Raw genomic sequence first — 14026 nt, 5'->3', positions numbered from 1 at the left:
TATTAATTAAAAAATATAAATAAAAAGGTAATGATATGGAAAGTAAAACAAAAAAACTAAGAATGGGATGGATACAAAATCTTACTGAGAATGAAAAAAAGATAATAGATGATTTTCTGGAAGAAGCCGCTAAGTTAAAAGGTAAAGCACTAAATAAAAAAGAAAAACAAACTGTCAAATTTATTGCTCGTGATCAAGTCCGCTCGATTAGAAAAGAGCAAAAATCAAAAAAACAAAAGAAGAGTAGAGTTGATATGGAAGAAAAAGAAGATGAAACAATTAATACCATTTCAAATAATGCGGATGAGCAAGGAAGATTAAAGATACTATCAGCTAAAGAAAGAGATTTTATCAATAATGCCATATATGAAGAAATGAAAATTAAAGGTAGAAAGCTTGTAAAATGTGAAATGAAAGAAGTTTTAAAAATTGCTCGAAAAAAGATCCTCAACAATCGTATATCTTGTCAGATCAAAAAAGAAAGAAATAAAGAAAGGTTTGAGGCAGAGTTTGAATGGAGAAAACCAGTGCCATTTCGTCGTTAAAGCATTCATTAATGATGATATTATAATTTTTTATAAGAGGTAATACATGAAAAAATTGAAAACAAAAAACTTGAAGGAAAGTGAGTTTATAAGACATATTGAAAACAATTCTGTTGTCTCAAAGGCCCTGTGTGAGAAATATGGAATCTCTACTGAAACTATTGCCTATGCTTTATATGTTCATAGCAATAGTTTCTTTCTTAAAAACGACTACGTTCAGGATGACATTCACTATGATATAGTTAAAAACAATTTAATAATAATGAAACCCACGCTTAGACAATATTACCGAAGAACAAGGCAAGTGAATTATAACGGATGTACTTTCTTATCAGGCATTAAAGAATATCAAGACTATTGTATTTTGTTGACGCTTTGCTGCTATCATTGGATAGCTGATGTATTTACTGTCTATGATCATAGTGAAAAAAGTCAATTTATCGTTGATATTGCCAATGATCTCCTGAAAAGGAGTGTAGAGCATTTTTCAGTAGAATATGAAAATGTTATCAACTGTTTTAACATTTTAAAAGAAAAGCTCCCATCGTATAAAAAGAAATAATAATCCAATTTTTCAAATATCCTCATTGACTAACATATATATAAGAAATATATATGTATCATGGAACTATAAGAGGATAGAAAATGAGTGATATTTCAGATAAAGAGCAAACCAGAAAGAAACCACGAATAAAAAAGACACTGGAGCAGCAATTAGCATCTGCTCAGATGCGTTTAAATCGTTTGCAATATAAGTCTAAGAAAGAAGCTAAACAGATAGAAACACGCCAGAAAATAATTTTAGGTGCGGAAGTTGCCAAGGCTCTTGATTGTGATGTTTTTACGGTGGATAAGGATCTTGTTTTAGGTATGCTACTAGAGATACCCCACCTACATCCAGATGATAAAGAAAGATTTAAAAGAAACGGAATGTTATTTCTGGCTAGTATGAAAGGCCGAAAAACTTAATGGAATATAGAATTCACTGCATAAATAAAGAATTTTCTGTAAAGTTTAACTTCTATTTAATTAAATTTGGCATTGCCGCATGTTATCTTGCTTTTATCATCACAGATGAATAACTCCATATTAAAATCTTGTAAGCTGTGGTGGTATTTAATAAAGTCATGGGGGTATCCTCCCGATAAAGCGACCGTAAGTGAACACGGTCTTTTTATTTTCTGTTAAGTAATCCGCTTATCGGCTACTTTGTATATAATATTTTTTAAGTGGTTGCGTTTATTTTTAAATTTATTATTTTCTTTATATCATTTTATTAAATAATGGAGATATAAAGGAAATGAAAAAAACAGTATTAATTAAAAACATAAAAAGTAAAAAAGGTTTCTCACTTTTAGAACTATTACTTGTTCTTGGTATTATCGCAGCGTTAGTGGTAGCAGCATTTATCGTATATCCTAAAGTGCAAGCATCACAACGTTCACAAGCTGAGAGTAATAACATCGCAACAATCCAAGCTGGTGTTAAAGCCCTTTATACTTCCGCTTCAAGCTTTACTGGTTTGAATAACTCAGTAGCAGTTCAAGCGAAGATCTTCCCTGACAACATGTTAAGCGGTTCAGGTAACTCTGCAACACCAATCAACGCATTCAAAGGTGCTGTAACATTAGGTGTAGCTAACACTGGTCCATCATCAGCAGCAGGTTCTTCTTTCACAATTACTTATGCTAACGTACCAGCAGCAGAATGTACTAAGATCATGACGGCAACAGCAGGTAACTTCTACATTGCTCAAGTAGGCTCTACAACTGTTAAACCAGCAGGTGGAACGCTTGACGTAGCGGCAACAGCAGGTGCTTGTTCTGACGCTAACAGTAATACATTGATCTTCACTTCTATTTAACAACAATGTTTTAATAAATTATTTTTTTTGGCTCCTTATTTAAAGGGGCCTTTTTTATCATTTATTGGTTTTTATTCTTCTATATATAGTTCTTCTTTCATCTTGATTTTTGTTTGTTATTTGATAATTAATTAATACGTGAAAATAAAAAGGACGATGAAAATGAAAAAAGGATTCTCTTTACTAGAATTAACTCTTGTTTTAGGTGTTGGGACGATGGTGGCTTTTATGAAGTTTCAGGATATGAAAAATGAACAGGAGAGTATAATGGCTTCTACTGTCGGTCAACAAATGAAACAGATCGGTGAAGCAGTTAATGGCTATATAAATATCCGTTATGATAAATTATCAACCTTATCCAATGCTGCCGGAACAGGAACCGATCCGGGTCCAAGAACCTGTTCAGGTTCAGTATGTGAAATTACTTACCAGACATTGATTAATGAAGGTTTACTACCTTCAACCTATACAGGCACTAATGCTAATAAATCCTCGTATAAAATCATATTAAAACGTGATGGAACTACACCTAACTTTGTTATTAATGGTCTTATAACGACATCGACGGCATGGATTGAAGGCGGTAAAACACGTTATGATTTATTAGGGAATGCCATGCAAACCGCTGGTATAGATAGCGGTATGACAAGAACAACATCAAATGCTTTCGGTTATGGTGGTCAATGGTCAGAAACGTCTGCTAATTTTAATAATATTACATCCGCTGGACAGTTAGCATTTAGAGTTGGTTTTAATAGTGCGTTATATTCTGTATATTTAAGGCGGGATGGAACCTTGCCAATGACAGGGGACTTAAATATGGGTGGAGGAAGTATATCTAATGCTGATAAAATATCAGCAACAGGTAATTTGACAATAGGTGGAAAAACGACATTAAATGATACCTTGCAAGTTAATAGTGATATTAATAGCACTGGAAGTATATCTTCTGGAAACTGGTTATTAGCAAGGAATGGAAATGGTAAAATTATAAGGATGGGTGGAGATAGTAATGGAGATTATGATTTTTCATTTGAGCCTACAACTTCTCCTGTTGTTGGATTTTTCCCTTCTGATAGTGCTACTAAGTTCTTATTTAATTTTAGAGGAGATTTAGGTGTAAGCACTCCAAATGGAGCAACCAGAACAGTTACCATAGATTCATCAACAGGAAATATAACATCTAATGGAAATATATCTGCTGGGAATTGGTTAGTAGCTCATAATGGTGGTGGTAATACAATGTTAATAGGTGGTGATGGTGGAGCACCTGCTGCTGACGGAACTGCTGGTAATGATTACGAAATAAAAATGGATACAGCAAAACCATTAACCATATGGAATACAGCGTTATCAAATGACAGAGCAAAAACATTATTAGATGTGTGGGGATCTCAAAGAATATTAGGAAATTTAAACGTAAGTGCTTCTAACACTGCAACCGGAGACATCGCTGCTTCTGGAAATATAACAGCGACAGGAACAATGAAGGCAGATAATTTCCAACCAACATCAACTGCTGTAGTAGGAGAAGCCTGTAATTATAATGGAGCGATATCAAGAGATGCTGCTGGTTTTACATTATCTTGTCAATCAAGTAAATGGCAAAGACAGTTTAACCCAACAGTAACGTTACGAGATGATGGGGTATGGGCAAACTCTGATTTTCAAGCTTGTAATAGTGATGAAGTAGTTGTAGGTGGTGGAGGTCAGTGCGAAGATCCAGCGCACCATTATATTCACTATTCGGCCCCATCAAACAATGGATGGCGTATAGATTGTTTTTGTACATCTCCAGAATATAAGGATTTAGGTTCTAGAACATATGCATTATGTATGAAAAAATAAGGGAAATAAATGAAAAATAAGGGATTTTCTTTACTGGAATTAATCTTGGTTCTTGGTGTGGGCACAATGGTAGCATTCATGAAGTTTCAGGATATGAGGAATGATCAAGAACAAATATTAGCTTCTGCGGTCGGACAGCAGATGAAACAGATAGGAGAAGCAGTAAACGGTTATATTAATATTCGTTATGATAAGCTTTCCACTTTGGCTAATGCTGCTGGCACAGGTACCGATCCGGGGCCAAGAACCTGCTCTGGTGCTACATGTGAAATAACCTATCAAACATTAGTTAATGAAGGATTACTACCCTCATCGTTTAATGGATACAATATTATAAAATCACCGTACAAGATTTTATTAAAACGTGATGGAACCTCCCCTAACTATGTTATTAATGGTCTTATAACGACATCGACGGCATGGATTGAAGGCGGTAAAACACGTTATGATTTATTAGGGAAAGCCATGCAAACAGCGGGTATTGACAGTGGTATGACGCAATCAGCAACGTTAGCATCAGGTTTGCAGGGTGCATGGAAAGAAACATCAACAGTTTACAGTAATATCACCAGTGCAGGTCTTATGGCCTATCGTGTTGGATATGATTCTGCGATGTATTCTGTTTACCTGCGTCGTGATGGAACATTGCCTATGACTGGCGATCTAAATCTTGACGGACACAATATCAACAATGTCGCCGCACTTAATGCCACTGGCAACATTACGACGACAGGTGACGTACAGGCAAGAAACATTAAGGCTACTGGAAAAATTGATGCGGACGGTAATATTTCAGCCGGTAATTGGATGTGGGCTAAGAATGGATATGGGGACGCTATAGGTTTTGGTGGAGATGGATATTCTGGAGGTTTAGGTCGAGATTATGAAATAAAAATGCTATCTAACCATCCACTAACGATACATTCACCAACGTCTAGTCGCGGAAATGATGTTATATTAGATATTGATGGAAATATGAGGGTTCAGACTGATATTAGCTCTCTTAGAAACATTACAGCCTCTGGAAACATAGAGGCCGCCAAAAATGTCAAAGGTGCTACATTAGAATCCACTGGACGCGCTACGGTGGGAGAATTTGTTCAATTGAACGGACAGGCTACGGTTGGGGCTACGTGTTCACCAAATGGTTTACAAGGGAGAGATGATGAAGGTTCTGCATTAAGTTGTGTTAATGGGTTATGGGCAAAATTTAAATTTAATGAAAAGATATACAGTGTTGTATTTGAATCTTCCACAACTGGAGGTGGTGATGTTAATAAAACATTAAATCTTGGAAAACACCTCCTTTGTGTTTTTTCAGGAGATCAATCTACTGACATGGCAACTAAACACTCTATTGTTTATCGTTCAGGCGACATATGGATGTTAGAAATGAGGGTTACAAGTTGGAAAGCAGGTGTTGTTACATGGGCAAGATCGTCTTGTTTTGATTGAAATATAAGGTTATAATATCATATCGAATTTTCATAAGAAATTTTCTGAGTATAGGGTTACTATAGCTGTAGCTAGCAACGGAAGACAAAATAAAACTGAATGTGTATTTTTTATGTTTTAATTTTGTAAATTATAAACTGGCCTCCTAAAAGGCCAGTTATATAATTTAAAGGCTGCTCATTATTTCTGTAATGGCTGTGGCTCGAACATATTTTGCTGCATTGATTTTTTCTGCTTTTAAAGCACTAAAATGCGCAGTTCCACAGGCTATCTTCGCATCTTCTTCATGACCAAGACCAATGTGTTTACTTTTAGTCTCGACAACAAAATAGATATGTTCTTCACCATTGTCTTCAATAACCAAAGCCCAGTCAGGATTGTAAGTTCCTAGTGGTGTGGGGATTTTAAACCATCCCGGCAGCTTCACATAAAGCTTAACTTCATCCTGTTCTTCGAGTTCCTGAGCGAAACGGCTTTCGACTTCAGAATCTTTAGGAACATATTCGTAAACTGACTTAGACGAGGTTTCGAAAAGATTGCGGGCATATCCTGTTAGCTCCTTATCCATAAAGAGACTTTGCGCATACACCTCGCCTTTTAGTGGATAATATTTAATACCATCAACAATTGACAGGCGTTTGCAGTAGTTGATTCGGCCTATAGCTTCACTGATAAACTGCTGTGGATTTTTAGCAAAATCAGCGAGTCTTCCACTCTCTTTCAGGATGGTGCTTAAACTGCGTTTTGTCAGTCCGGTTTTTTCCTGTAGAACACCAAGAATATCTGGCAATGGCTGCTCTGCAACATCAATTACAGTGCTTGTTGTCCCATTAGACAGAGCTTTAACATCAAGGCCAGATTGACTTTGTTTGATTGTTGCTTTGCTGAAACTGACCATTGCTTTTGCTACAGGCTGCATTTCAGAAAGTGATTTCGTACAGGATTTAATCAATTCTTCTTCATCAAATGCCAGTCGGTACAGCGTTTTTTGACAAATGCGCTGCCACAACGCTTCGAATTCCGGGCTGTTTAAGACTTCTTTCCGGTATTTGATTGTTTTACGCTCATCAGCATTGTTTATATTGAGTCGCCCTGCTGATTTACGCAGGATAGTTTCAATTTGTTCCTGTAGTGAGGCATACTTCTCACTAACAACAAAAGTGTCTTCGAATAACACGTTTTTCAGGGCTTTTGTGATTTTCCCCGATTTTTCCAGATATCCTTCGGTCTGTAGTTCAGCCCAAATCTCATGTGAACCTGCGATACCCACAACTTGTGAGGAATCAGAGAAGATCAGATGGGCAAACGCATCTTTTTCGATGATACCAAAACGGATGCCTGTTTCGTTCTCAATTTCGCTCTGTAGTCGTTCGGCATAGGCTTCATAATTTTCACTGGCAACGACAGTCAGAATGTTAATGCTGTCATCACGAACACGTTCACCCTCTTGGTTAACGCACAGGCGAAGACCACGGCCTAAAGTCTGGCGGCGTTCTCGTTCACTTCCCATCTCTCGAAGGCTACAGATCTGGAACACATTGGGATTATCCCAGCCTTCTTTCAAAGCAGAGTGTGAAAAAATAAACCTCACCGGATTCGAGAAACTTAAAAGCTTCTCTTTATTTTTCATGATGAGATTATAACCACGTTCCGCATTTTCGCGGCCTGCATTATTGCTTTCGCTTGTTTCAGCCCATGCACCTTTTTTATCAATGGAGAAATAACCATCATGAACGTCTTTAGCATGTTCTGGATGAGAAGGGTGTAAATCTTTATAGGCAGGACTTTTGATGGCTTTAAGGTATTCTTCCTCAAAGATACGGGCATATTCACCCGGCTCACGTTGTCCTTCTTCAGTGAACTGACGGTAGAAATCAACCTTATCGATGAAAAACAGGGTAAGAACCTTGATTTGCTGAGTATTCAGGCGAAGTTCTTTATCCAGATGTTCACGGATTGTACGTCTGATCATATGACGCTGGATGAGCATAGGGTCAATATCCCCCACGACATCACCGACTTTCATATAGTAGGTATCAGAAGGTGTTTCCAGTGTAAGATAACCCTCTTTGCCAGCTCGGATCTCGCTTATCCGGTAACCCTGATAAATATCACGTCCTGTTTCGTCATCGAGTGTCATACCGTCATATACGGTAATCTCTGAACGATTTACGTTCCCTTTTTTATCGGCTATATCAACAAGAACAGTACCGCTGATAACATTTTTCTTACTATTAATACTGACCAGTTTCACATAAGGACTGTTGCTTGCATTCTGGACTTCAAGCCCGGCAACCTCGATCTGTTTGACCAGTTTCTGATTGTAAGCATCAATGGCATCAAGGCGGTACACCATATGATGTTTATGAATATGTGTTGCTGAATAGCGTAAGGTGAACATAGGGTGCATAGCATCAAGTGCGGTTTTACCCGCACCGTTCAAGCCACCGTCAACACTTTGCGGTTCATCGACAATAATAATTGGACGTGTAGCACGGATTAAATCAATGGGCTTATCCAGATCGTCCACAGTTGTTTTTTCACTGGACTGATAGAGCTTGTTAACATCTTTTTTGTTAATCGCACCCACAGTCATTACCATGATCTGCATAACAGAACTGGTTGCAAAATTTCGAACATCCGCAGGTTTTGCCGAATCATACAGATAGTATTCGTATGGAACTCCCGCATACAGGCTTTTGAAATGTTCTTCAGTGATTTGTAGTGTTTTATAAACGCCTTCCTTGATAGCAACTGAAGGAACCACAATAATAAATTTACTCATGCCATAGCGTTTATTTAGCTCCAGCATGGTGCGAAGATAAACATACGTTTTACCTGTCCCTGTTTCCATTTCGACAGTAAAATCATGACTGTCAAGGACAGGTGAAGGTAGAAGCTGGTTTTTTAACTGAACATTGTTCAGATTTTTAAGCAGTACATCATCTTCGGGTATTTGTGGGTTAACAGGCATTGAACCCGTTGCGCCTTCAAATGAGAGTGCACCCTGAGCTGGGGCCAGCACAGTCATTTCGCTTTCCCATTTCTCTTGCCCTTCAAACAAATCACAGACCGAAGTTATGGCGTTTTGCTGATAGGTAAGGTCAGATTCAAAATGTAGTTTCATCTCATTCCCTTACAGGCTGTGCAGGTTAGTCAGGCCATGTTGTTCCAGAATGGCGCAAAGATTTGTTTTAGCAACGTTATTTTCAAATGCGTCATCAAGGAAATAGCAGACCGTATCTTTGCCAGCTTTTAAACTCTTATGCCAGTCAATGATCCCTTTGGTTAGTGCCTCAACAGAAGAGGCAGGGATTTGACGGGTAAAGCAGGTAAACAATTTTCCACCGTCAACACAAGAAACGGTTAATCCATCAAACTGACGGGTTTCAATGTTAACACTCAAGTCAATGCCACGCTTTAGCATTAACTCTGTGAGCAAATCTTCTTCACTACGGCCTTCAAGGATTGGGCTTACATAGGCATCAATCTGTTCTGAAAGGGTTTCTGCTGTGGCTTCCCACGGACGGATATTAGATGTATCGAGTTTAAACACACGAAAACCGGTATCTCCATTCCAGTCTGGATTAATTGCTTTAACCTTATTACCTGCACGGCGGAGGCGTTCTTTCGTTAATTCAGATAGATACAATGGCTTATCAAGCTCTTCGCAGAAGTAGATTGCAGAAAGATCTTCCTTATTGCTTTTAGATAGTGTTTCAGGGAGTTGAACCAGAATGAACTTTCTATCTTGTTTATCCGTCTCGTTCAATTCGTACACTGCTTGCCCTGTAGTACCACTTCCCGCAAAAAAATCCATGATAATATCATTTTCTTTGGTCGCTATTTGTACAATCCGCTGTAGCAACCTCACGGGTTTTGGATTAGGAAATGGTGAACGTGTGCTATCAAATAGTTCTGCTAACTGTTTTGTACCTTCATCTGTGTGCCCAACATGCTCAAATCCCCAAAGAGTTTGTGGAGGAATAGTGTCTCTCACCTCTGAGCGAAATCTTTTTAGTCGCGGCTTGTTATTACCATCTTCGCCAAACCATATTCTGTTATCAGAAATTAACTCTTCAATTTTATCCTTGTTAAATCTCCAACTACTACCAGCGGGAGGATAATGTTCCATCCCCGAGGGGGATGTGATACCAAAAACTGCATAATCTCTGACTTCAGTTCTGAGAAGATTATCTGAAGCCCATACACCCCTAGGGTCATTATCTAAATTCTTGTATGTTGATTCTTGTTGCTTACTTCTTGGTAAGCCGAGTATTTTTGATTGGTCTGATTTTTTGTAGCAAAGAATATAGTCATGTGACTCTGAAAAGTTTTTTGAATCTGCTTTTGTGCTATATTTTTTTTGCCAAATAACATTGGCAACAAAATTTTCTTGCCCAAAAATATCATCGCACATTAATTTCAAGTTATTGACTTCATTGTCATCAATGCTTAAAAATATAAACCCATCCTCTTTGAGAAGATTTCTTGCAAGTTTAATACGTGGATACATCATATTCAACCAGTCTGTGTGATAACGCCCACTGGTTTCTGAATTAGAACTTACACGCACGCCATCTTCTGTTTGCCCAGTAATCTCCAGATAATTTTTCATATTATCTTGGAAGTTATCAGGATAGACAAAATCTTTACCGGTATTGTAAGGAGGATCGATATAAATAAGCTTAACTTTTCCGGCATAACTTTTTTGAAGAAGTTTTAACACTTCAAGGTTATCACCCTCGATCATGAGGTTCTTGGTGTTATCCCAATCAACGCTTTCATCTTTACATGGGCGTAAGGTGCCACGGGAAGGGGTAAGAGCAAGCTGACGAGCCTGACGCTTACCATGCCAGTTCAGGCCATAGCGTTCTTCTTTGTCGTCTACATTTTCACCCAAAAGCTGCTTTAAAACCTCAAAATCAACACTGTCTTCATTAAAAGCTTCAGGAAACAATGATTTAAGTTTGGTGATGTTATCGGCAGTGATATTCATTGATTGCAGTTCGGGCATTTCAGGCGAAAGTTTGTTCATTGACCATTCCACGTATCTGTATCAGGTTACTGTGTGATGGGGGATATTTTACGGTAAATAGTGCATTTCATCAATGAACAGTGTGCTGCAGATTTCTTTTTAAATCATTATGTTAATGCATTTATTGAATGTCCTGTCCTTGTATTAGTACAATTAGCTTTTATGCGTCTACCAAACATTATCAGGATGTGATGATGGCTAAACTGAACAAGAAACAACTTGCTTTACTCAAGGAAATGCCTGCCGATCAACTCATGCAAATAATTTGTGATATTGCAGAGAGTAATGGTCAGGCAAAATCCTTTATTATTAATAAATATCTGTTAACTCCAGAAGAATCACTGAAAAAGGCTGAGGCTGAATACAAAAGGGTAATTAAAACAAAACGCTTTTATGATTATTATGAAGCAGCGGTTTTTTTTGAGGGGCTATACAGGAATGTCATATTTCCACTTGAAAAGACGGTATCAACGCTGCCTGAAAAAACCGAGGCGTTTTGCCATGATTTACTGCTCTCATTTGATAAAGTCAGCGAAATTGCTGATACATCAGATGGATCATGGATGAACTATTATAATGGTGCTGTCGAAATATGGTTAAAATCCCTGTTCCTACAAAAAGACAAAAGCATTGATGTTATAGCGGATAGAATACTTTCCGTACTTAAAGGTGATGTATATTTTAACTTTGATATTTTTGATAAGTATAAAAAAGAGCTGGGATACAATGTTATTCGTGCTTTAAGGGAAAGTCTTCTTAAGACAGGTGATGTTAATGATGCTGTTGAGTTAAGTCTGTATATCAGGGATGTTGATTTTATCAGGCAATGCTTTGAGAAAAGAAAACTGAACCAGCCAGAATACATCATTAAGTTTGCTGAGTTGCTGGTTGATGAACTGTGCACTGAGGAAGCCATTCAGGTTCTCAATAAAATCAAAGAAGATAAATCAGTTGATCAGGCAGGGCTTCGTGATAAATGGACTGAGGTGTTGGCTCTGGCGTTGATTGAAGAAGGCGAGATTCAGCAGGCAAAAACAATTTGTATAGACGGATTTAAGAACAGGTGTGATATTATTTTTTATAATATCTATAATCGGGTAGAGAAAAATAATGACTCACTGGATTTGTTCTCTGGCATAGCAAAGAACAAAGGCTTTCCGTTTGTTATTCTTTTCTTGTCCGGGACGGATAGTTATGGAAAACTTGATTCTGAAGTCATGAATGCGAGTGAAAATGAAATCGCAGAGATGATGTCTTTATTACGCGGTTCTTTTGTTCGTACTTTATCGAGTGAACTTTACAGGCATGGTTATGCATGTTCTGCAACTCTGCTCCGTAGAGTTCTGGCAGAGGACAGTATCAGTCGTTCTCAGAGTAAATACTACACCTATGCAGCATCTGATATGAAAAAAAGCATTGATTACAGTAAAGATATTACATGGACTGAAAAAATCCCTTCTACAGAAGAGTATTTAAAATCCCTGTTTATTGAGCACAAAAGAAAATACGCACTCTGGGAAATAATGCTGGAAAAAATCGCTGGTTTAGTGATAGAGAAAGATTCAGTATCATATTCAGCATAGAGTGTAATTAAGCATGAAGTTGAAAGGCCGCGAACGGCCTTTCCCTTTATTTATTTGAAGCAAACTCAAACGGCCTTACCATACCGTTTCTGCTTGCATCAAGGTAGTCAGCCCACCATTGGAGCATCAGACGGCGTTGATCAAGGTGTTTAGCCTTGTGGGTATAAGCTGCCCGGACACTGTTGCTTTCCTTATGGCTCATCTGAAGCTCTACAGCGTCTTCTGACCATAGCCCGGACTCAATTAAGGCACTACAGGCCAGTGTTCGGAAACCGTGTCCACAGATGTCCTGCTTCGTGTCATAGCCCATATTGCGGAGGGCTTTGTTGATGGTGTTTTCACTCATGGGTTTAAACGAGTCATAACAGCCAGTAAAGATTAACCCATCATCTTGACCTTCTTCATAAGTCAGTTGTCGGATCTCTTTCAATATCTTCATGGCCTGCTTACAAAGGGGAACGAAGTGCTTACGCTTCATTTTAGCCCCACGAGTTGAATGTTTGACGTTTTCAATCGCTTCACGCTGTTCGGGTATCACCCATAACTTACTTTTGAAATCAATTTCTGACCAGCGAGCGAAACGCAACTCACTGGAACGAATGAAAATCATCAGATTGAGCTGTATTGCCAGTATGGTTAACCTGCGGCCTTTGTATTCGGCAATTTTGTTCAGTAGCTGGGGTATTTCTTCCAGCTCAAGTGCAGGGCGGTGTTCAGTCTGTGGTTTCTGAACTGCACCTTCCATATCATAGGCTGGGTTATGGCGTATCAGCTTTTGCTGGACGGCATGACGCAGGATTGCCGTAATGTATTGTTGAATGCGCATGGCAACTTCAAGATAACCAAGAGCCTCAACTTTTTTCACCGGAACCAGCAGATCACCCGTATCCAGTTCGGCAACATCTTTGTCACCGATTACCGGGAAGACATAAGTTTCAAGGCGCTTCCATACGGCATCACCATAATCATCAGACCATTTTGTTTTCGTGGAGAACCACGCTTTGGCTACTGTTCTGAAGGAGCGTGTATTATCACGTTTGGCTTTAAGCTCTTTAACCTCTGCCTGTTTCTTTGCATTAGGGTCAATACCCTGAGCCAGAAGCCTTCTGGCCTCGTCACGGCGTTGTCTTGCGTCAGAAAGAGAAACTGCAGGGTAAACACCAATAGAGAAGAGTTTTTGTTTCCCTTCGAAGCGGTAAGCCATTTGCCAGTATTTCGAACCTTTAGGGGTAACACGAAGGAACATACCAAAGCCATCAGTAAGCTTGTATTCCTTCTCAAGGGGTTTTGCATTTTTTGCTTTAATATCAGTCAGTGACATGAAAACACCCCCTCATTTGTTGGTAAAAGGGAAATCGAACCAGCATTACCAGCATTTTTACCATCAAAATGATATGGCTTCGAGTGGTTTTTAATGAACGAGGGTGAACGACTGAGAGGGGATAACCAATTGATAGAAATGCAGAAAGCAGACGTTAGCGAACGTCTGCTTTCTTGAAAATGGCTCCTCTGACTGGACTCGAACCAGTGACATACGGATTAACAGTCCGCCGTTCTACCGACTGAACTACAGAGGAATCGTTGTGGAGGCTTATCTTAGCGGCGAAAAAAGTTTTGTCAAACCTGATCTTAGGGAAAAGCGACTGATTGCTGATTCTGTCGTCAGTTTGTTGTAAATCCACACATCTTTTTC

Annotated in this window: 10 protein-coding genes and 1 tRNA gene; 7 read left to right on the top strand and 4 right to left on the bottom strand. The window is 38.6% G+C overall.

The genetic code is table 11. From position 1 onward, the window contains the following. Positions 1 to 35: 35 nt before the first annotated feature. From KGP25_RS15225 to pilV, 6 genes are all read left to right on the top strand, one after another. Entirely contained in the window at positions 36 to 545 is a 510-nt protein-coding gene (locus KGP25_RS15225) for a hypothetical protein (protein ID WP_223539229.1), read from the top strand. A 46-nt stretch (positions 546 to 591) separates the two neighbouring features. Then, a complete protein-coding gene (locus KGP25_RS15220) occupies positions 592 to 1107 on the top strand; it encodes a hypothetical protein (protein ID WP_223539228.1) in 516 nt (171 codons plus the stop codon). An 83-nt stretch (positions 1108 to 1190) separates the two neighbouring features. Next, the gene (locus KGP25_RS15215; protein WP_001548707.1) at positions 1191 to 1514 is read left to right on the top strand and encodes a conjugal transfer protein TraD; all 324 of its coding nucleotides are present in this window, start codon (positions 1191 to 1193) and stop codon (positions 1512 to 1514) included. A 331-nt stretch (positions 1515 to 1845) separates the two neighbouring features. Then, complete coding sequence (locus KGP25_RS15210; protein ID WP_223539227.1) at positions 1846 to 2409, top strand: type 4 pilus major pilin; 564 nt, start codon at positions 1846 to 1848, stop codon at positions 2407 to 2409. A 156-nt stretch (positions 2410 to 2565) separates the two neighbouring features. After that, positions 2566 to 4257, top strand: coding sequence for a prepilin cleavage protein (locus KGP25_RS15205; RefSeq protein WP_223539226.1), 1692 nt, complete (start codon positions 2566 to 2568; stop codon positions 4255 to 4257). 9 nt (positions 4258 to 4266) lie between these two features. Continuing rightward, positions 4267 to 5712 carry a shufflon system plasmid conjugative transfer pilus tip adhesin PilV gene (gene pilV, locus KGP25_RS15200; protein ID WP_223539225.1) on the top strand — a complete coding sequence of 482 codons (1446 nt, stop codon included), beginning with the start codon at positions 4267 to 4269 and terminating at the stop codon, positions 5710 to 5712. A 166-nt stretch (positions 5713 to 5878) separates the two neighbouring features. Here pilV and KGP25_RS15195 read toward each other — a convergent pair whose 3' ends face one another. Together KGP25_RS15195 and KGP25_RS15190 are read right to left on the bottom strand one after the other, a co-directional pair. Beyond that, the gene (locus KGP25_RS15195; protein ID WP_223539224.1) at positions 5879 to 8839 is read right to left on the bottom strand and encodes a DEAD/DEAH box helicase family protein; all 2961 of its coding nucleotides are present in this window, start codon (positions 8837 to 8839) and stop codon (positions 5879 to 5881) included. A gap of 9 nt (positions 8840 to 8848) precedes the next feature. Beyond that, entirely contained in the window at positions 8849 to 10750 is a 1902-nt protein-coding gene (locus KGP25_RS15190) for a site-specific DNA-methyltransferase (protein WP_047730336.1), read from the bottom strand. A 194-nt stretch (positions 10751 to 10944) separates the two neighbouring features. Between KGP25_RS15190 and KGP25_RS15185 the strand changes: the two genes are divergently transcribed. Next, complete coding sequence (locus tag KGP25_RS15185) at positions 10945 to 12333, top strand: SpnT protein (protein WP_223539223.1); 1389 nt, start codon at positions 10945 to 10947, stop codon at positions 12331 to 12333. Positions 12334 to 12379: 46 nt separating this feature from the next. Here KGP25_RS15185 and KGP25_RS15180 read toward each other — a convergent pair whose 3' ends face one another. Together KGP25_RS15180 and KGP25_RS15175 are read right to left on the bottom strand one after the other, a co-directional pair. Continuing rightward, entirely contained in the window at positions 12380 to 13654 is a 1275-nt protein-coding gene (locus tag KGP25_RS15180; protein ID WP_106731487.1) for an integrase arm-type DNA-binding domain-containing protein, read from the bottom strand. A gap of 180 nt (positions 13655 to 13834) precedes the next feature. Beyond that, positions 13835 to 13910, bottom strand: a tRNA-Asn gene (locus tag KGP25_RS15175). Positions 13911 to 14026 lie beyond the last annotated feature (116 nt).

This window comes from Enterobacter sp. JBIWA003, from assembly GCF_019968825.1.
Taxonomy (GTDB): Bacteria; Pseudomonadota; Gammaproteobacteria; order Enterobacterales; family Enterobacteriaceae; genus Enterobacter; species Enterobacter quasiroggenkampii.
Note: the sequence above shows the minus strand (reverse complement) of the source record. Positions and strands in the feature narration are given on the sequence as shown.

Bases quoted from the DNA above. Each gene is read 5' to 3' on its own strand.
- KGP25_RS15225 (WP_223539229.1), top strand. From the start codon at position 36: ATGGAAAGTAAAACAAAAAAACTAAGAATGGGATGGATACAAAATCTT.
- KGP25_RS15220 (WP_223539228.1), top strand. From the start codon at position 592: ATGAAAAAATTGAAAACAAAAAACTTGAAGGAAAGTGAGTTTATAAGA.
- KGP25_RS15215 (WP_001548707.1), top strand. From the start codon at position 1,191: ATGAGTGATATTTCAGATAAAGAGCAAACCAGAAAGAAACCACGAATA.
- KGP25_RS15210 (WP_223539227.1), top strand. From the start codon at position 1,846: ATGAAAAAAACAGTATTAATTAAAAACATAAAAAGTAAAAAAGGTTTC.
- KGP25_RS15205 (WP_223539226.1), top strand. From the start codon at position 2,566: ATGAAAATGAAAAAAGGATTCTCTTTACTAGAATTAACTCTTGTTTTA.
- pilV (WP_223539225.1), top strand. From the start codon at position 4,267: ATGAAAAATAAGGGATTTTCTTTACTGGAATTAATCTTGGTTCTTGGT.
- KGP25_RS15195 (WP_223539224.1), bottom strand. From the start codon at position 8,839: ATGAAACTACATTTTGAATCTGACCTTACCTATCAGCAAAACGCCATA.
- KGP25_RS15190 (WP_047730336.1), bottom strand. From the start codon at position 10,750: ATGAACAAACTTTCGCCTGAAATGCCCGAACTGCAATCAATGAATATC.
- KGP25_RS15185 (WP_223539223.1), top strand. From the start codon at position 10,945: ATGGCTAAACTGAACAAGAAACAACTTGCTTTACTCAAGGAAATGCCT.
- KGP25_RS15180 (WP_106731487.1), bottom strand. From the start codon at position 13,654: ATGTCACTGACTGATATTAAAGCAAAAAATGCAAAACCCCTTGAGAAG.